Below are 18,722 nucleotides of genomic sequence, written 5' to 3' on the forward strand. Positions count from 1 at the left end.
GCTCGCGCCAGCGAAAATAAAGTATGAATCGCCAAGTATTAAGTATAGGTAAATGGCTCAACAATTCCGGATATCAAGACCTGCGCCGGATAGGAGAAACTTGCGAGTATGGGTATTCCGGCACTTGGAATCAATCCCAATAGAGTAAACATCAAAATAAATTGCCTAATACCCCCAAACTACCTTACCTTTGCACATGCCAGAAAAAATTCTCATCCTCGATTTTGGTTCGCAATACACCCAGCTAATTGCCAGAAGGGTTCGCGAGCTTAATGTGTACTGTGAGATTCATCCGTATAACCATATTCCGGAGATCACAGACGAAGTTAAAGGCGTAATTCTGTCGGGCAGCCCCTGCTCGGTACGCGATGCCGAACATCCCACTATTAATTTGGATCAATTCCTGGGCAAGTTCCCGGTACTGGGCGTTTGCTACGGTGCCCAGCTGATCGCGCACGAGCGCGGTGGCGAGGTGACGCCTTCCACCATCCGTGAGTATGGCCGCGCCCGCCTGAGCGAGCTACACAACCACGACCGCCTGCTGAAAGAACTCACCCTGGGTTCTGTGGTTTGGATGTCGCACGGCGATACGATCAAGGAAATCCCTGCTAATTTTGAGGTAATTGCCAGCACCGAGAGCGTGCGCGTGGCTGCCTACAAGCTCAAGGACCAGGAGACATACGGCATCCAGTTTCACCCGGAGGTAACACACTCTGAGGAAGGCAAGGCCCTGCTCCGCAACTTCGTGGTGCACATTTGCGGCTGCGCCCAGGACTGGACTTCCGAGCAATTCATAGACTCTACCGTGGCCGAGCTGAAAGCACAACTGGGTAACGATAAAGTAGTACTTGGCCTTTCCGGCGGGGTGGACTCCAGCGTGGCGGCCATGCTCATCCACCAGGCCATCGGCAAAAATTTATACTGTATATTTGTAGATAACGGCCTGCTGCGCAAAGACGAGTTCGAAACTGTGCTGGACTCTTACAAGCACATGGGCCTGAACGTGAAAGGCGTGGACGCGAAAGATAAATTCTACAGCGCCCTTGCCGGCCTCACCGACCCGGAGCAGAAGCGCAAAGCCATCGGCCGCGTGTTTATTGAGGTGTTCGACGACGAGGCGCATCAGATTGAGGACGTGAAATGGTTGGCCCAAGGCACCATTTACCCGGACGTAATCGAGTCGGTGAGTGTGAAAGGTCCTTCTGCCACCATCAAATCGCACCACAACGTGGGTGGATTGCCAGACTTCATGAAACTGAAAGTAGTGGAGCCACTGAAAACACTATTTAAAGATGAGGTGCGTTTGGTAGGCAAAGCGCTGCACATCGACGACATCATCATCGGTCGCCATCCGTTCCCGGGTCCAGGATTGGCCATTCGTATTCTGGGTGATATCACGCCGGAGAAAGTCCACGTACTGCAGCAGGTAGACCATATCTTCATCAGCAACCTGAAGAAATCGGGCCTTTATGACGAAGTATGGCAGGCAGGCGCAATCCTGACGCCGGTGCAGTCGGTAGGTGTGATGGGCGATGAGCGTACGTACGAAAACGTAGTGGCGCTGCGCGCTGTGACCAGCGTAGACGGTATGACCGCCGATTGGAGCCGTTTGCCGTATGAGTTTCTGGCCGATGTATCGAACGAAATCATTAACAAAGTAAAAGGCGTAAACCGCGTCGTTTACGATATCAGCTCTAAACCACCGGCCACTATTGAGTGGGAATAAGTATAAAGGAATGAATTTTGAATGAGTGATTGCGTGAATAAGAAGTATCCAACTTTGTTCACGCAGTCACTCATTCGCATGTTCAAAACAAACCAAAGTATGAATAAAAGCTTCTGTAAGAAGATGGCAGGCCTCGCGCTGCTGAGTGCCCTGAGCCTTCCGGCGCTGGCCCAGACCCAGGACCCGGCCACCACCTATGGCAACGGCAAAGTACTGCTGCAGCAACAGCGCTACGACCAGGCCATGGCCGAGCTAAAGCCCCTTGCATCTCAAAACGGCACTTACGCTGCGGAGGCTTCTTATTTATATGCGTTGGCCGCTCTTAAGTCCGGGAAGGCTGATGAGGCCTACCAGATGCTACTGCAGTTGCAGAACCAGCACGCTAACTGGGGAGGCATGGCGGATGCGGACTATCTGCTGGCCAATGTTCTGTTTGAGCAAAACGAATATGAGCGTGCCCTAAGCAAACTGCAGGAGCTACAGGGCACCCCCTTAGCAAAGGATGCAGAAGGCTTGAAACGCTATTACCTCACCCGCCTGAACGACCGTCCCAAGTATGAGCAGCTCATGCGCCGTTACGGTTCTGACAGAGTGGTGGCCCAGACCTTTGCTGATAAACTGGTAGGTGGCTGGTATAAGCCCGAAGACCGCCGGGTGCTGGAGAGCCTGGTGCAGGAGTTCAAACTCGACCCGAAGCGCTACCTGAGCAAAGATGCGATGAAAAGCCAGGGCATGGATGTGGCCGTGCTCCTCCCCTTCCAGCTGAAGCAGGATTACGCCACCACCGCCCGCAAGAGCCAATTTATTACGGATATGTACGCCGGCATGCAAATGGCGCAGGATTCGCTCCAGCAGATGGGCATCCACATCAACCTTTATACGTATGATGCCGGCGCCGACACCGCTACGGTAAAACGCGTACTGGACACGCCTGAGATGAAAAGCATGGACCTGATCATTGGTCCGGTTTATAAAACAACAGCCAGGGTGGCAGCGCGTTTCGGGGCACAGCATAACATCAACGTCATCAACCCGCTTACGCAGGACCTGGAGATGGCTGCCGGGAACAGCAATGTGTTCTTATTCGAGTCGTCGGTGGCCACGCAAGCCCGCCAGGCGGCTACGTATGCCTACCAGAATTTCTCTCCGAAAACAGCGGTTATACTTTACGAGAACACGAAAGACGACACTACCTATGCGAACAACTACCGCCGGCAGTTCCAGAAGCTGGGCGGTAAAGTAACGGTTTTCAAGCGCATCAACCCGGCTGAGGCAGCGGCCACGGCTACTACTTTCCGCTCACTGAACCTGCAAGGCGCAGGACACATGGCAGTTTTCTCCGGCAAAATGACAGCGGCCATGAACGCCACCAGCCTTCTGCAAAGTAAGGCTCCGGAGCTGCCGCTTATAACCTACGACAGCTGGTTGGATATCAACCAGATTACCCTGCAGCAGCTTGATTACCTGCAGGTATACTTCATCAGCCCGAAGTATGTGAACAAGCAGAACTCCCTGAACAAAAGCTTCCTCGAAAAGTATAGCCGCAGGTATAACTTGCCTCCGTCGCCTTACGCCTACGCGGGCTACGAGATGCTCTTTTACTTCGGGCAGCTCCTGCACCAGTACGGACCGCAATTTAACGGACAGCTAGCCACAAGCGGCCTGAAGCCGGGCGTGTTCTACAGCGGCGTGGGCTACACCGACCAGAGCCAGCGCGGGCAGGTACAGCCGGACAACCAGTATGTGCCTATCCTAAAGCTCGAAAACCTCGAACTAACGGTGGTGAACCCGGTTCTTTAAGCAAGATCAACATTTAAAACATTAGACTAATGGTACAAGCACCTATAAGCAACGAGCTTTTCCTTCGTGCGCAAAAGAGTATACCGGGCGGCGTTAACTCCCCTGTCCGTGCTTTCAGGGCCGTGGGCGGCAACCCACGCTTTATGGTCTCGGCCAAGGGCCCTTACATGTACGACGAGGACGGCAACCGCTACATCGACCTTATAAACTCCTGGGGACCAATGATTCTGGGCCATGCGGCAGAAGTGGTGAACGAGGCGGTGATGCAGGCAATCCCGAATTCGCTTTCCTTTGGCGCCCCTACCCGCAAGGAGGTGGAGATCGCTGAGCTCATCGTGAGCATGATGCCAAGTATAGAAAAGGTGCGCATGGTGAACTCAGGTACGGAGGCAACCATGTCGGCCATTCGTGTGGCGCGCGGCTTTACGGGGCGCGACAAAATGATTAAGTTTGAGGGCTGCTACCACGGCCACGGCGACTCTTTCCTTATCTCCGCAGGCAGTGGCGCTATTACACTCGGCGTGCCCGACAGCCCCGGCGTCACCAAAGGTACCGCCAACGATACCCTGACGGCACCTTTCAACAACCTGGAGGCCGTACAAACCCTAGTGGATGCTAACAAAGGGCAGGTAGCCGCTATCATCCTGGAGCCGGTAGCCGGTAACATGGGCTTGGTTCCTCCTGCCGAAGGCTTCCTGCAGGGCCTGCGTACGCTGTGCGACAAAGAGGGGATTGTGCTGATATTTGACGAAGTAATGACCGGTTTCCGATTGGCAGCTGGTGGCGCCCAGCAGCTGTTTGGTGTGACGCCGGACCTGAGCACGATGGGTAAAATTATCGGGGGCGGCATGCCAGTGGGCGCATACGGCGGAAAGCAGGAAATCATGGATTATGTGGCACCTGCAGGGCCGGTTTACCAGGCGGGCACGCTGTCCGGAAACCCAATTGCCATGGCAGCAGGTATGGCTATGCTTACCTACCTGAAAGAGCACCCGGAAGTATACACGCAACTGGAGCAAGTTACCGGTAAAATGGTGGCGGGCATGCAGCAGAACATGCAAAAGCTAGGCGTAAACTACACCATCAACCGCGTGGGCTCCATGTTCAGTATCTTCTTCACCGATGAACCGGTGTACGATTTTGAGTCTGCCAAGACTTCGGATACGGCTTTGTTTGGCCGCTACTTTAACGGCATGCTGCAGCGAGGCGTGTACCTGGCGCCGTCGCAGTATGAGGCGCTGTTCGTGTCCACGGCTATTACGGACGAACTGGCCGAGCAGTATGTGAAGGCTAACTTCGAGGCGCTGCAGGAAGCTCTGAACGGGTAACAAGTCCTACGTAAGATGCGCTGGTTTTATACTTTTCCCGCTACCGGTAGAAGTATAAAATCAGCGCATTTTTTGTTATCTTTAATTTACCTGTGATTTAATCAGCGGTTCTCCTTACTTTTACATTCCTAAAATACCCACCAACATGATTTTATCAGACAAGCAGATACTCGAGGAAATGGAGAAGGGCGCCATCCTGGTAGAGCCTTTTGACCGCTCCTGCCTCGGCACCAACTCCTACGACGTGCACCTGGGCCGCTACCTGGCCTGCTACGTAGACGAAGTACTGGACGCGCGCAAACACAACCAGATTGAGGTTTTTGAGATTCCGGAGGAAGGCTACGTACTGCAGCCCGGCAGATTATACTTAGGCGTAACGCTGGAGTACACCGAAACGCACGCGCACGTGCCATTCCTGGAGGGTAAATCAAGTGTGGGCCGCCTGGGCATTGACATTCACGCTACGGCCGGCAAGGGCGATGTAGGCTTCTGCAATACCTGGACCCTAGAGATCTCCGTGTCTCAGAAAGTGCGCATCTACTACGGCATGCCCATTGGCCAGCTTATCTACTTCGAGGTAAAAGGAGGTATCGAGAACTACTATAACAAGAAGCAAAACGCCAAGTATAACCACCGCACCATCACGCCTGTAGAGTCGATGATGTGGATGAACGAGTGGTAGTATAACTTTTTGATATACAGCAACAAAAGCCCGTTTAAGTTAGCTTAAACGGGCTTTTGGCATGATATATGCACCTTATAAACCATAAAATAAACAGGCAATAAGCGGAATTTTTATACCCTTGGAGCCGTTTTAAAAGTATAAGAAGAGAGAAGGTACAAGTAAAAGAATAAGATTATGAAAAAGGTATTGGTAATGATGTGCATGATGTTTGGCTGTGTGTTTGCTTCAAAAGCGACGGGAGAAAAAGCTTCGAAAGAGAAGGTCTCCAAAGCTGTTGTTGCCGCCAGAGCCCAGCACTTGTCTGATCAGATGATTAAAGACCTGCGTTTAAATAATTACCAGTCAAAGAAAGTAAGAGAATTAAACATGCAGGTAGCCGAGCAAATTTCTGCCATTGAGCTGCAGCATGCTGGTAACAAGCAGGAAATAGAGGCACTGTGCCAGAGCGTTTATGCCGACCGTGATTTGGCGCTTGAGAATGTACTGAGCACAGAGCAGTATAACCATTATTTTGGCGATAGAAAGGTATATTGCGAAGAAGACCAGAAGTTTATGGCTAGCCTGAACTATCAGGAAGATGGAAGTATAGCTGTAGTTGATCCTGCTGGCACTAACGCCCAAGTCGGCGTAAACTAAGCAACTGCCAGCGACAAAGTATAAATAGGAACATATAATATAAAAGCAACGAAGCCGCCCAAATGATGGGCGGCTTCGTTGCTTTTATACTTTTAATCAGTGGCTTACTTGCCAGCGTTCGGGTCGTTTTTCAGGCGGTCCTGCTCCACGTGCTCCATCAGCTCCTGGCAAAGCGTGCGTATCTTCTCGGCCATTACCTGGTCACTGGTGGCAGTGGCTATACTTTGTGCCATGGCGCCCATGGTATCGATGTAGAAATACTTCATCTCATCCACTGGCATGTCTTTGGTCCAAAGGTCAATTTTCATGGTGCCCGCCTCATCTCTGTCCCAAAGGGAGATGTTGATGGCTTTGGCAAAATGTATCTTCTCCCCTGCATCCGTGGCGCGCCAGCTAATGGCCTCCGGGATGTGATTATCGTCAAGGGCAATGCTAAAGTATATTTCAGACTTCTTCATAAGCTCAAATTTAAACTTTATTGTATAGTGTTCTCGTAATATGCTAATAATTAATGATAGCACAAAGTTACACGATGCACCACGGATTTAAAACCCTATTGCTCCTTTTTACCGTCCTCACCCTGGCCGGTTGCTCCAGCATTCCTATTGCCTCTAAGCGCGGGAAGCTTCAGACGATTGCCTTTTATAACACCGAGAAACTTTTCGATACAAAAGACGACCCGGAAACCAACGATGATCCGTTTACCCCAGATGGCGAAATGGAGTGGACCGAGGAACGCTATAAGTTAAAACTACAGAACATAGCCACTGTTATAGCCGGTATCGGCGGCAAAAATGGGCCGGATATTATCGGGCTGAGCGAGGTGGAAAACCGACAGGTAGTCGATGACTTGCTTAACACGCCTCCCCTTCGCCGCGCCGGGTACAACGTCATTCACCAGGAAATGAACGATGAGCAGGGCCTGGACCTTACGCTTCTCTACAAACCCAGAGCTTTTAAGCCTGTTTCTGTTGAGTTCATCAAAATTAAGTTCCAGGAATCCGGCTATACTTCCAGGGACATCCTGCAGGTGAAGGGCGAGTTACAGGGAGAGTTGGTAACGATCTATGTGAATCATTGGCCAGCCCGTGGCCGTGCCCGCTCCAGCAAACGGGACGACCGTCGCCTTCAGGCCGCTGCCGCCACGCTCAGGCAGGAGATCGATAAACAGCAGAAAGCCGACCCTAACGCGAAGATCATTGTTATTGGCGATTTTGATGTAGAGCCTAATACCAGCGTACTGGAAAAAACGCTGAACGCCACCGGCCGCCCTGACCCGGCTTACCCCACAGAGCTGTTCAACACCCACTACCTCTTGTTTGTGAACGGCAGGGGCAGCTATGCCAACCAGGGCGATTTCCAGATGCTGGACCAGATCATGGTGTCTAAATCAATGATAGGGCCTAAAGAGGGGCTGGAGTACGTCAGAGGATCTGCCAAGATCTATAACCCGGTTGCTATCAAGTATACTTTGGGCAGGTATAGAGAGTCCCCCAAAGACACCTACAGCGGCACCGTGTACAGGGGCGGCTATTCAGACCACTTCCCGGTGTTTATTCAGGTGAGGCGCAGCAGGTAGTTATCCTAAGGCAGTTGGCAACGTTATCCGGAAGGTGGTGCCTCGTTCCGCCTGGCTTTCCACTTCGATGATACCTTGCTGCAGTTCCACAAGCTTGCGTGTGATACTTAGGCCAAGCCCGACCGACTGCTCTCCCCGTACCCCCTTGCGGCCCGCCTTAGAGAATGGCTCGAACAAGTAAGGTTTGATGTCCTCCGGGATGCCGATGCCATCATCCGAAACATTTAAAAGCACCTTCTTATCCTGCTTCGAGAGGTGGAGTTTTATACTTCCCTTCTCCTGGGTGAACTTCACCGCATTGGAAATCAGGTTGTTCAGAACGCGTCGGAATTTTTCTGCATCAATATCGGCCATGATATTCTCGTCGGTTCGCTGGACAAGGAAATGCCGGGTTTCTTTCAGCTTTAAGCTCCATTCCTTTTCAATGTCCAGCAAAAGGCTGTTCAGGTCTGTTGGCTCCAGCACGCATGCTTCCTCCTGCTCCAGCCTGGCCATATCCAGCAATTCGGTGATGATGTTTTTGGCGCTCTGGCAACTTTTCAGGATCATCTCATAGAAACGCTGCTGCTGTTCGGCGGGCATGCTTTTGCTCTGCAGCATTTTGGCCATCATTTCTACGTTTGCATAGGGCCCCCTTAAGTCGTGCGCTACGATGCCGAGTATGTTGGTCTTTGCTTTACTCAGCTTCTGCAGTTCCGCGTTCTTTTGCTCAATCTGCTGCAGCTGGATGAAATGATTCAGCCTGAAACTATAGTTTAGCCTGCTGATTAGAAAGAAGAAGAGCACGAGGAAGACAGATCCCGTCTGGTTCATGATGAATCGGTCAGTGGGCAGATCCAGAAACGTTACCCCTAGCGCAAAGGTAGCCTCTACCAGTATGGCCAGCAGTAGCAACTCCTTCAGTTCAAAAACAAAAAGGGTCGCTACCAAGGCCAGGCCCAGCAGGTACATGGTCATGTTATTCATGGGGTTGCCTTGCACGGCCACCGACATGAGCAGGCAGGTGATGGCGAACACAAAAGCATAGCCCAGGCAGAGGTAGCGGTATACCTGCTGTTGCTCCTCCCCTGCCCGCTTCTTCCGGAGCCACCAGGACGCCAGGAACACTGCCAGACCTGCCCCCGCATAGCTATAGTAAGCCACCCTGTACAAGGCAGCGCCCTTAAAATAAGCGGAGTAGTTAAAGAGCACATCACTGACCAGCACCAGCACGGCTATCAGAAGCCATATTCTGGAGAGCAAGTGCAGAGACTTTACATTGAAGGGAGAATAGTACTGCCGGAAACCAGGCCGGTACGCTTCAGGAGCAGATTGGTAGAAGTATAGCCTCATAGGCACAAATAAAAGTACCTCAAATATAAGGTGTTATAACAAAAGTATAACTATACAGCAGTTATTTAATTTAGCGCCTAATTGTACCAAAATATCCAAAACAAAACAGGCAGGCCATTACGACCCGCCTGTTCTGTAGCAATAAGTATACTTATACTTTTTATACGTAGTTGTTGAGCATTACCGGCATCACCAGCATCAGCACATCCTCCGCCTCTTCGTTCACGATTGGCATCAGCAAACCGGCGCGGTTAGGTGTAGAAAGCTCAAAGGTAATCTCGTCGGAGTCGATGTTGTTGAGCATCTCCATCAGGAACTTGGCGTTGAAGCCAATCTCCATATCCTCGCCATCGTACTGGCAGGTCAGGCGCTCATTCGCCTCGTTCGAGAAGTCCAGATCTTCGGCAGACACCTGCAACTCGGAGCCGGAAAGCTTCAGGCGGATTTGATGTGTTGTCTTGTTAGAGTAAATGGAGATACGCTTCACAGAGCTCAGCAGGTCGGTACGGTCGATCACCAGCTTGTTTGGGTTCTTTACCGGAATCACGTTCTCATAGTCCGGGTAGCGCTCGTCAATCAGGCGGCAAATCATGCGGATGTTGTCGAAGCTGAAGAAAGCGTTAGACTGGTTGAACTCCATGCGCACGGCAGTAGCCTCAGAAGGCAGCGTAGACTTGAGCAGCGTAAAGGCCTTGCGAGGCACGATGATAGAGGCTTCCTGGTTAGTGCCCACATCGGTGCGGCGGTAACGCAGCAGGCGGTGTCCATCGGTCGCCACGAACGTCACATTTTCCTTGCGCAGCTGCACGAAAATACCAGTCATGGCAGGGCGCAGCTCATCGTTGCTAACCGCAAAGATGGTCTTGTTGATGGCTCTGGCCAAAGCGTTGGAAGGAATCTCGATGGCGTTTCCGCCCTGTACCACCGGCACGCGCGGGAAATCTGTCGCGTTCTCACCGGAAAGTTTGTAGCGTCCGTTAGAGGAGCTAATCTCAATCGTATACGTTTCCTCATCAATGGTGAAAGTCACCGGCTGGTCTGGCAGGTTCTTCAGCGTTTCCAGCAGGATTCTGGCAGGGGCGGCGATACGGCCGTTTTCCTTCGCCTCCACCGGCAGCTGCGTAATCATGGAAGTTTCCAGGTCGCTGGCTGTGATGGTGAGGGTGCTGTTATTGATTTCGAACAGGAAGTTCTCCAGGATGGGTACCACCGGGTTGTTGGTTACCACTCCGTTTATGCTGGCAAGCTGCTTCAGAAGAGCAGATGAAGAGACGATGAATTTCATTACGTATACCTATAATGTTATTTAGGCAAAGTTAAAAATATTTCGTTTTTATCCTAAGCCTTTTGCGAGTGCTTTTTCGTGGCTGGCTGTGTTATAGCCAGATAATTTCAGAACCGCTCATACTTACGCTTGCGCAGGTAATAGCGGGTAAGTCCAAACACGCCCAATAGTACGATCGGCGCCACCAGGTTGAGCAACTGCCAGTACGTTTTCTCCTCGCGCACGCGCACTTTATCCAGTGGGCGTAGCGCAATTTCCTTACTTCTGACGTTAATCAGCCCCTCGGCATCAAGCAGGTAATGCACGGTGTTCAGAGCCAGTTCCTTGTTGGCGAAAGTAACGTTGTTGAACCTGTCAAAACCCAGCTCATAGGCCTGCCCGGTGCGTGGGTTCACGTCGTTGCGTACCAGGTCGCCATCGGAGAAAACGGCAATTTTCGTTTCCACGCCCTGCTCCTGCACCTGGGTGTTAGCCACCCCTTCCGGGGCACGGCGGTTGCGGAAGAGCGAGGTAAACTTACCCTCCAGCAGGTAGCCAACCGGCTGCTGCCCTGCCTGGTACTGCTGCGGGTTCACCTCCATCCGCGCCTCTTCCAGCGTCAGGGGCACCGGGGCCTCCATGATCCTGGAGTAGGTGGAAGTATAAACCAGCGGCGTTTTCCGGATGCCATCGGCTTTAACGGTATCTATCGTGCTGACGAACCGGGCGTAAACAGCATCAAGGTTGCGGGTGATGGGGTGCTTGGCAAAATTGTTCAGCAGCGGGTAAAAGCGCCAGTTCACCATCTCCGTCTGCGGCTTATCGCCCAGGTAGCCGGTGACCATGGGTATAAAGCCTGAGTTCAGGTCCATGATCAGGTTGGGGTTCAGGCGCACCCCGTAGCGGAACAGCAAGTCATCCAGGTTCAGGTTGTAGGGCATGGCAAAGGTCCCTCCCGCCCCAATGCTGTCCATGTTGGCGTTCATCGGGTCCACAAAGAAGACCGCCTTGCCGCCTTTCATGATGAACTGGTCTATTTTATACTTGTCGGCCTCGGAAAAGGCGGAGGTGGGTTTTGCCACAATGATCAGGTCGAGTGCGTCCAGCGACGGAATCTGCGCCAGGTCGCCGCGGGCTACGCGGTAATACTGACCCAATGAGCCTATCAAATCTGCCACCTGCGACTGCTCCAACTCGCCGTGCCCCTCAATATACCCAATGATTTTGCCTCCCTGGAAAGCCAGCTTACGGATAGCAGTGGCCAGTTCATACTCCACCCCTTCTACCGACTGGTTCAGGCGCTCGTCTGAGGAGGCCGCCAGGTTGCCTTTCAGCAGGTTTACAGCCGCTTCCTTGCCATTATACTTCACCACAGCCCCCGGAAACACCAGACGCTCCACCTGCTTGCCGTCTTCGGTGGCGCGGAGGTTGGTAGGCATAATGCCCTTCATGGCCAGCGACGTATAGAATTCGTTTCGCTCCTCCTCGTTGCCAATCTGAGTGGGGTCGATGAAGTTGTAGCGCAGGTTGCCACCGGCGTAGATCCGGAACTCGTCCAGCGTTTCGCGCACCGACTGCTGCAGCCGTTTAAAGCCCGCCGGGAAGTCGCCTTCCAGGTACACATCCACCACCACTTCCTGCTGCAGGTCGCCCAGCATTTGCTTGGTTACAGGGGCAATGGTGTAGCGCTTGTCCTCCGTCAGGTCGAGGCGGAAGAAGTAGCTGGAGGCAAGTATGTTCAGCAGTATGATGCCCGCCACCGAGGCCAGAAACACCAATATGTCGCGGCCGCGCTTGCTCTTGTTCTGCTCCGTTACCATTTTCTGCTCCTCAACACAAGTTTAGTGGCCAGTACCATGATCGCGATCACGCTCAGAAAGTATAACACATCCCTGGAATCGACCAGGCCCTTGCTGATGGCGGCATAGTGGTAGGAAATACCTAGCTGGCTGATAAAGTATTCGTAGCTCCCCCACACAGGGATGGAGGCAATCAAATCAAAGCCTGTGTAGATGATGTAGCACAGAAACACCGCAATCACGAAGGAGATAATCTGGTTGTCTGACACAGCGGAGGCAAACACACCAATGGCACAGAAAACCCCGGCCAGAAAAATCAGGCCCAGGTAAGAGCCCACTACGGCGGCAGAGTCTACGTTGCCTTGCGGGTTGCCTAAAGTATAAACGGAATAATAGTAAAGCAGTGTGGGCAGCAGGGCAAACAAGGCCAGCAAGAGTGCAGCGAAGTATTTGCCAAGTATAAGCTGCAGGTCAGTAATAGGCCTGGTGAGCAACAGTTCGATGGTTCCCTCGCGCTTTTCCTCGGCAAAGGTGCGCATCGTAATGGCTGGAATCAGGAACAGAAACACCCAGGGTGCCATGGCAAAGAGCGTCTGCATGTCGGCAAAGCCATACTCCAGTACGCTGCTCTCCGGGAACACCCACATAAACATGCCGATGGCCACCAGAAACACCGCAATCACCATGTAGGCAATCAGGGAGTTGAGGAAGCCGTTAAATTCTTTTTTTAAGATTGCGAACATCTTTTGTTAAGGCGTGATGACTAATGAGTAATGATTAATGAGTGACAAGCGATTGTGTTAGTACCATTATTCATTGATTATTCATTACAAACTATTCATTCTTTGTGAGTTGCTGAAAGATCTGCTCCAGCGATCGCTCCTCCTGTTTTAGGCCTACCAGAGGCCAGTTGCGCTCGGCCGCGATGCGGAAAATATTAGAGCGCACATCAGCCTCCAGGCTGGAACTGATGCGGTAAGTATGATTTTGCGCCAGCTCCACACGCTGCACGCCGGGTATACTTTGCAGGGCATCCAGCTCCACCGGGGCCTCAAACTCCACCAGGGTCACCTTCTCGTTTCTGACTCCTGACTGCAGGCTGGCCACATCGCTGTTTGCCACCAGTTTGCCCCTGTTGATGATCACCACACGGTCGCAGATAGCAGCCACTTCCTGCATGATGTGCGTGGAAAAAATAACAGTTTTGTTCTGCCCGATCTGTTTTATAAGGGCACGTATCTCCACAATCTGGTTTGGGTCGAGGCCGGTGGTGGGTTCATCCAGAATAAGCACCTGCGGGTCGTGCACCAGCGCCTGCGCCAGCCCCACCCGTTGGCGGTAGCCTTTTGACAAGGCACCTATCTTCTTGCCCTGTTCCAGCGTCAGCCCGCAAAGCTCCACCATCTCCTGCACACGAGCTTTCTTATACTTCCCTTTGAGCCCATAAACAGAAGCCACAAACTCCAGGTACTCGTGCACATACATATCCAGGTAAAGGGGGTTGTGCTCCGGCAAATAGCCAACGTTCCGGCGCACGGCAATCGGGTCCTGCACCACATCGTGGCCAGCTACTACCACCGTGCCGGCAGAAGGCGGCAGGTAGCAGGTCGCTATCTTCATGGTAGTGGATTTACCGGCTCCGTTTGGCCCCAGGAAACCAAGAATTTGCCCCTGATCCACCGTGAACGAGATATCGTCCACGGCCCGCTGGGTACCGTAAATTTTTGTAAGGTTCTTTACTTCTACAGACAAAACCTGAAAGTTAGAAAGTTAGAAAGTTTAGGAGTTAGAAAGTTAAGAACGAATAACGATTAACTATTAACGAACAACGAATAAAACCTTAGTTCTTCTGAATTTTTCCCTTCGGCATCAGCGGACGCACCTCGATATCAACGTGGTGGTAGTTCGGGTGCGACTCCAGGGCATGCATGATGGTAGAGGCAATGTCCTCCGGGCGCATCATGTTTTCATTCACCGTCACGCTCTCAATCTTATCGAAGAAGTTGGTTTGCACGGAGCCCGGGTAGATGCAGGTAACTTTGATGCCATAGTTGCGCACCTCCTTGTAGAGCGAGTGCGAAATACCGCGCACGGCGTGCTTGGTGCCGCAGTAGCCGGCCATCTGCTCAATACCAGTGGTACCCGCAATGGAAGAAATGTTGATGATGTGGCCTTCCTCTAGCTCCTTCATACCCGGCAGCACCAGGCGCGTGCAGTAGAAAATGCCGTTCACGTTCGTCTCGAACATCAGGTGCCAGTCGTCCAGGCTCATGTCTTCAAAGTAGGCGGATAGACCAAGTCCGGCGTTGTTGATTAGCACCTGCACATGCGTACCTACGCGTGCTATGGTTTGGTCAAATGCATTCTGCACCGACTCGGGGTAGCGCACATCGCACTCAAAGAAATGAAATTGCTCGTGCTGCAGATCAGGGGCTGTTCGTCCCCATCCCGCCACAATAGCTCCTTTCTCCAGCAGCGCCTTCACGGTAGCCAGGCCAATGCCTTTGCTTACCCCGGTCACTACTGCCACTTTTCCTTCCAGATTCATAGTTTTATAGTTTAATTTTGAATGAGTGATTGAGTGAATGAGAGAATGTAAAATCAGAATTTTAAGACGAAGAAGCATGTAAGTGAAAACATAGGAAAGTCAGTTATATACTTTCTAACTTTCTAACCTTTTAACTTTCTAACTCCAAAACTCCCCAACTCTCTAACTCAAAGGTCTCCCAACTGTGGCCTGATCAGGATTTCCTCCACCACACTGTGCTCTGATAAGGTATAAGCGCCCCATACCGACATGGCCACGTCCTCCGGTTTCATGAAGCGCTCCGCAGGCAGATCCACACCCTCCCAACTGGCTGTTAAGGTGGCTCCCGGAAGTATAGAAGTAACACGCACGTTGTGCTCCTTCAGCTCCTCGCGGAGTACCTTGCTCATGCCGTATAAAGCAAACTTAGAAATGCTGTAGGATCCGCCGTTGGTATAGGCCATGATACTTGCCGTGGAGCACATGTTAAAGATGTGGCCGCTGCGGCGGGCAATCATGTCATGCACAAAGGCGCGGGTAATGTGGTAGGCGCTGTACAGGTTGGTATTGATCATGTAGGCCAGCGCCTCCTCGTCTTCCTCTGTAACCTTGCCCGGGATAAACAAGCCGCTGTTGTTAACCAGCACATCAATAGGCACGTTCAGGTTGCGCACGTAGGAGATAAATCGCTTGACCGAATCGAGGTTGCTCAGGTCTGCCTCCTGGTAAAACACTTTGGAGAAAGTATAACGCTCCTCTATCTCCAGCTTTAACTTGTGCAGGTCCCCCTCCGTTCGGGAGCAGGTGATGATATGGAAGCCCTCCTTGGCAAACTGCTCTATAATCGCCCGACCGATGCCTTTGGTGCCCCCCGTCACTAAAATATATCTGTGCATGAGATGCTGTGATTTGTATGTTTTTTGATTTTATCCGTAATATAGGTATTTAACAGTATTTTTGTTTAACAGACGTCACATACCCCGTTTTCAAACCCTGAGCATCCCAAAATGTTGCAAGCTTTCGGAAAGTACCTTCTTTTCTTGAAGAACCTCGTCGTACGGGGAGAGTCTCCCAAGATACTATTTAACAGAACGATGGACGAGGCCATATTGATAGGTATCAACTCGATTTTTATCGTCGCCCTTGTTTCTACCTTCATAGGTGCGGTGTCTACTGTGCAGGTGTCCTACAACATGGAGAGTGCCTTTATTCCACGCTCCACCATCGGTTTTATCGTGCGCGAGATGATCATCCTGGAACTGGCGCCTACCATCACCTCCATCGTGCTGGCTGGCAAGGTGGGTTCCAGTATCGCCGGCGGGCTGGGCACCATGCAAATTACCGAGCAGGTGGATGCCCTGGAAGTAATGGGCATCAACTCAATCTCCTACCTGGTGCTGCCCAAAATTATCGCGGCGCTGCTTGTGTTCCCGATGCTGGTGATACTTGCTATGTTTCTGGGGCTGATGGGCGGCTACCTGGCCGGCACCTTAACCGGGCAACTCACGGCACAGGAGTATATCACCGGTATCCGCATCGATTTTATACCTTACAACATCACCTTCGCGCTGATTAAGTCGGTTATTTTTGCCTTCCTGATCTCCTCCATCTCCTCTTTCAGGGGCTATTTTACCTCCGGAGGTGCTTTGGAAGTAGGCTCTGCCAGTACGGCTGCCGTAACCAACAGCGTGATAGCCGTGCTGATAGCTGACTTTGTCTGCGCCCAATTGCTGCTCTGATACGTTTATACTTTACAGTAGGGGCCATGCCTTATACTTCCTCTCAACCCGCAGTGCATGATAGAAATCCATAACATACATAAAAGCTTCAACGGCAAAAAGGTGCTGGACGGCGTGAGCGGCGTGTTCCAGACAGGCAAGACGAACCTGCTGCTCGGAGCAAGCGGCACCGGCAAAAGTGTGCTTCTCAAGTGCATCGTAGGCCTTGTTAAGCCGGATATTGGCAGCGTTACCTTCGACGGCACCTACTTCACAAACAACAAACTGGACATCAAGCAGGAGATCCGCCGGAAAATAGGAATGCTGTTCCAGGGTTCTGCCCTGTTCGACTCCATGACGGTGGAGGAAAATGTGGAGTTCCCCCTCAAAATGCTTAACGGGATGAGCAAAGACGAGCGCCTGGACCGCGTGAATTTCTGCCTGCAGCGGGTGGGGCTGGAAGGCACGAATAAGAAAATGCCCTCCGAATTGAGCGGCGGCATGAAAAAGCGCGTGGGCATCGCCCGTGCCATCGCCCCCAAGTGTACGTACCTTTTCTGCGATGAACCAAACTCTGGCCTGGACCCGCTCACAGCGCTGAAGATTGACAGGCTGATAAAGGAGATTACAGAGGAGTATAACATCACCACCATCGTCGTGACACACGACATGAACTCCGTGATAGAGATCGGCGACAACATCATGTTTCTGTACGAAGGCAAAAAACTCTGGGAAGGCACCAGCGACAACATTCTGGACTCTGATGTGCCAGAACTAAATGAGTTTATCTTCGCCAACCGCCTGATGCGCGACGCCAAAAAGGTGGAGGAAGAAGAGCGAAACCAGGCCGAGTAAACCCCCAGCAAAGTATAAAAAAGCCTCCTGCAGATACTGCAGGAGGCTTTTTTATACTTTATAATTCGTTTATACTTTTAAAGCACGTACAGCATGCCGGCTACGGTGGCCGTCATCATACAGGCCAGGGAAGCCCCGAGCAGCGCCAGGAAACCTAATTTGGAGAGATTCCCCTGCTGGTTGGGAGCCATACTTCCGATGCCCCCGATTTGGATGGCAATGGAGCTGAAGTTTGAGAACCCGCAAAGGGCATAGGTAGCCATGATAAGCGCCTTGTCGCTCAAGGTGCCCGCACTCTTCATATTAGCCAGATCCAGGTAAGCCACAAACTCATTGACGGCTGTTTTCTGCCCCAGCAAACTACCTACCTGCAGGGTGTCCTGCCATGGAACGCCCATGATAAAGGCAAAAATCCGGAATATCTGGCCCAGAATATACTGGAAGGAGAAGCCGTTGAATTGCCCGTTGGTGCTGGCTACCACAAACTCGTTCAGGCCTGTAACAGACCCTACCTTAATCAGCACATAGTTCAGCAGCGCGATAACGGCAATAAAAGCGAGCAGCATACCGCCCACGTTGGCCGCCAGTCTCAAACCGTCGGCAGCGCCACGGCTCAGGGCATCCACCAGGTTTACGCCAAGCTGCTCCTCGTTCACCTCAAGGCTTGTGTTGATCTTGTCATGCTCAGTTTCCGGTACTAGAATCTTGGCCAACACGATACCTGCCGGGGCGTTCATGATAGATGCCGTAAGCAGGTGTGCCGCAAAAATGGCTTGTTGTGCCGGATCATTTCCACCCAGAAAGGCCACATAGGCTGCCAAAACACCGCCAGCCAGCGTTGCCATACCGCCTGTCATCAGGCACATCAGCTCTGAACGTGTCATGCGGCTGATGAACGGACGCACCAGCAGCGGCGCCTCCGTCTGCCCCAGAAATATGTTGCCGGCGGCCGAGAGGCTTTCTGCACCAGACAGGCGCATGCCCTTCGACATGATCCAGGCAATGCCGAAAACGATTTTCTGAAGTATGCCCAGGTAGTATAAACCAGCTGAAACCGTGGAAAAAAAGATGATGGTGGGAAGTACGGAGAAAGCGAAGATAAAGCCCAGTCCGCCGTTATTGGCAGGATTGGCCAGGTTGCCGAACAAAAACTCAGCACCGGCCTGCGAGAAGCTGAGCAGCTTTACAAAGAGCTTGCTCACAAAAGCGAAGGCGTCTGCCACAATTGGTACCTGCGTTACCAGCACCCCGAAAAGGATTTGCAGGAAAAGGCCAAAGCCCACCAGTTTCCAGTCAATGGCTCTCCGGTTCCTGGAAAAAAGGAAAGCAATGCCTACCAGCACCAGCAGACCACCGGCGCCTCTAAGAATATCGTACATTGATATTTGGTTGAAAGAGAAAAACGGCCAAAATTAAGCCGAATATCTTTTAAATCAAAAAGGTTCGGCACCACCGGGCGCCGAACCTTCTGAT

17 protein-coding genes are annotated in these 18,722 nt (G+C 51.9%); 8 read left to right on the forward strand and 9 right to left on the reverse strand.

The window, feature by feature from the left end:
* Positions 1-196 precede the first annotated feature (196 nt).
* The 5 genes from guaA (at position 197) to BM040_RS16720 (ending at position 6,175) form a co-directional block, all read left to right on the forward strand.
* The gene (gene guaA / locus BM040_RS16700; RefSeq protein WP_092103934.1) at positions 197-1,726 is read left to right on the forward strand and encodes a glutamine-hydrolyzing GMP synthase; all 1,530 of its coding nucleotides are present in this window, start codon (positions 197-199) and stop codon (positions 1,724-1,726) included.
* Between the two features lie 99 nt (positions 1,727-1,825).
* Positions 1,826-3,526: an ABC transporter substrate-binding protein gene (locus BM040_RS16705; RefSeq protein ID WP_245756274.1), complete on the forward strand. Its 1,701-nt coding sequence runs from the start codon at positions 1,826-1,828 to the stop codon at positions 3,524-3,526.
* 29 nt (positions 3,527-3,555) lie between these two features.
* Entirely contained in the window at positions 3,556-4,854 is a 1,299-nt protein-coding gene (gene hemL, locus BM040_RS16710) for a glutamate-1-semialdehyde 2,1-aminomutase (protein WP_092103937.1), read from the forward strand.
* Between the two features lie 145 nt (positions 4,855-4,999).
* Complete coding sequence (gene dcd / locus BM040_RS16715; RefSeq protein WP_092103939.1) at positions 5,000-5,536, forward strand: dCTP deaminase; 537 nt, start codon at positions 5,000-5,002, stop codon at positions 5,534-5,536.
* Positions 5,537-5,713: 177 nt separating this feature from the next.
* Positions 5,714-6,175: a hypothetical protein gene (locus BM040_RS16720; RefSeq protein ID WP_092103941.1), complete on the forward strand. Its 462-nt coding sequence runs from the start codon at positions 5,714-5,716 to the stop codon at positions 6,173-6,175.
* A 104-nt stretch (positions 6,176-6,279) separates the two neighbouring features.
* Here BM040_RS16720 and gldC read toward each other — a convergent pair whose 3' ends face one another.
* Positions 6,280-6,633 (reverse strand): gliding motility protein GldC, encoded by a 354-nt coding sequence (gldC, locus tag BM040_RS16725; RefSeq protein WP_092103944.1) that lies wholly within the window; start codon positions 6,631-6,633, stop codon positions 6,280-6,282.
* 53 nt (positions 6,634-6,686) lie between these two features.
* On the opposite strand from gldC, the gene BM040_RS16730 reads away from it, so the two are divergent.
* Positions 6,687-7,754 (forward strand): endonuclease/exonuclease/phosphatase family protein, encoded by a 1,068-nt coding sequence (locus BM040_RS16730; protein WP_092103946.1) that lies wholly within the window; start codon positions 6,687-6,689, stop codon positions 7,752-7,754.
* On the opposite strand, the gene BM040_RS16735 is transcribed toward BM040_RS16730, so the two are convergent.
* From BM040_RS16735 to BM040_RS16765, 7 genes are all read right to left on the reverse strand, one after another.
* On the reverse strand, positions 7,755-9,086 hold the full coding sequence (locus tag BM040_RS16735) for a sensor histidine kinase (RefSeq protein WP_092103949.1): 1,332 nt from the start codon (positions 9,084-9,086) through the stop codon (positions 7,755-7,757). It lies immediately after the preceding gene.
* A 160-nt stretch (positions 9,087-9,246) separates the two neighbouring features.
* Positions 9,247-10,371, reverse strand: a complete 1,125-nt coding sequence (gene dnaN, locus BM040_RS16740; protein ID WP_092103951.1) for a DNA polymerase III subunit beta — start codon at positions 10,369-10,371, stop codon at positions 9,247-9,249.
* A gap of 107 nt (positions 10,372-10,478) precedes the next feature.
* Complete coding sequence (gldG, locus tag BM040_RS16745) at positions 10,479-12,170, reverse strand: gliding motility-associated ABC transporter substrate-binding protein GldG (RefSeq protein ID WP_092103953.1); 1,692 nt, start codon at positions 12,168-12,170, stop codon at positions 10,479-10,481.
* Positions 12,164-12,892, reverse strand: coding sequence for a gliding motility-associated ABC transporter permease subunit GldF (gene gldF / locus BM040_RS16750; RefSeq protein ID WP_092103955.1), 729 nt, complete (start codon positions 12,890-12,892; stop codon positions 12,164-12,166). Before gldF ends, gldG begins: the two co-directional genes overlap by 7 nt.
* 91 nt (positions 12,893-12,983) lie before the next feature.
* Positions 12,984-13,901, reverse strand: coding sequence for a gliding motility-associated ABC transporter ATP-binding subunit GldA (gene gldA, locus BM040_RS16755; protein WP_092103957.1), 918 nt, complete (start codon positions 13,899-13,901; stop codon positions 12,984-12,986).
* A gap of 88 nt (positions 13,902-13,989) precedes the next feature.
* Positions 13,990-14,697: an SDR family oxidoreductase gene (locus BM040_RS16760; RefSeq protein WP_092103959.1), complete on the reverse strand. Its 708-nt coding sequence runs from the start codon at positions 14,695-14,697 to the stop codon at positions 13,990-13,992.
* 167 nt (positions 14,698-14,864) lie between these two features.
* Complete coding sequence (locus BM040_RS16765; protein ID WP_092103961.1) at positions 14,865-15,572, reverse strand: SDR family oxidoreductase; 708 nt, start codon at positions 15,570-15,572, stop codon at positions 14,865-14,867.
* Positions 15,573-15,683: 111 nt separating this feature from the next.
* Between BM040_RS16765 and BM040_RS16770 the strand changes: the two genes are divergently transcribed.
* Both BM040_RS16770 and BM040_RS16775 read left to right on the forward strand, forming a co-directional pair.
* On the forward strand, positions 15,684-16,415 hold the full coding sequence (locus BM040_RS16770; protein WP_175491095.1) for an MlaE family ABC transporter permease: 732 nt from the start codon (positions 15,684-15,686) through the stop codon (positions 16,413-16,415).
* 57 nt (positions 16,416-16,472) lie between these two features.
* Positions 16,473-17,249 (forward strand): ABC transporter ATP-binding protein, encoded by a 777-nt coding sequence (locus BM040_RS16775; RefSeq protein WP_092103963.1) that lies wholly within the window; start codon positions 16,473-16,475, stop codon positions 17,247-17,249.
* Positions 17,250-17,326: 77 nt separating this feature from the next.
* Here BM040_RS16775 and BM040_RS16780 read toward each other — a convergent pair whose 3' ends face one another.
* Entirely contained in the window at positions 17,327-18,628 is a 1,302-nt protein-coding gene (locus BM040_RS16780) for a NupC/NupG family nucleoside CNT transporter (RefSeq protein WP_092103964.1), read from the reverse strand.
* Between the last annotated feature and the right edge of the window lie 94 nt (positions 18,629-18,722).

The sequence above is a fragment of the Pontibacter chinhatensis genome (assembly GCF_900113285.1).
GTDB classification, from domain to species: Bacteria; Bacteroidota; Bacteroidia; order Cytophagales; family Hymenobacteraceae; genus Pontibacter; species Pontibacter chinhatensis.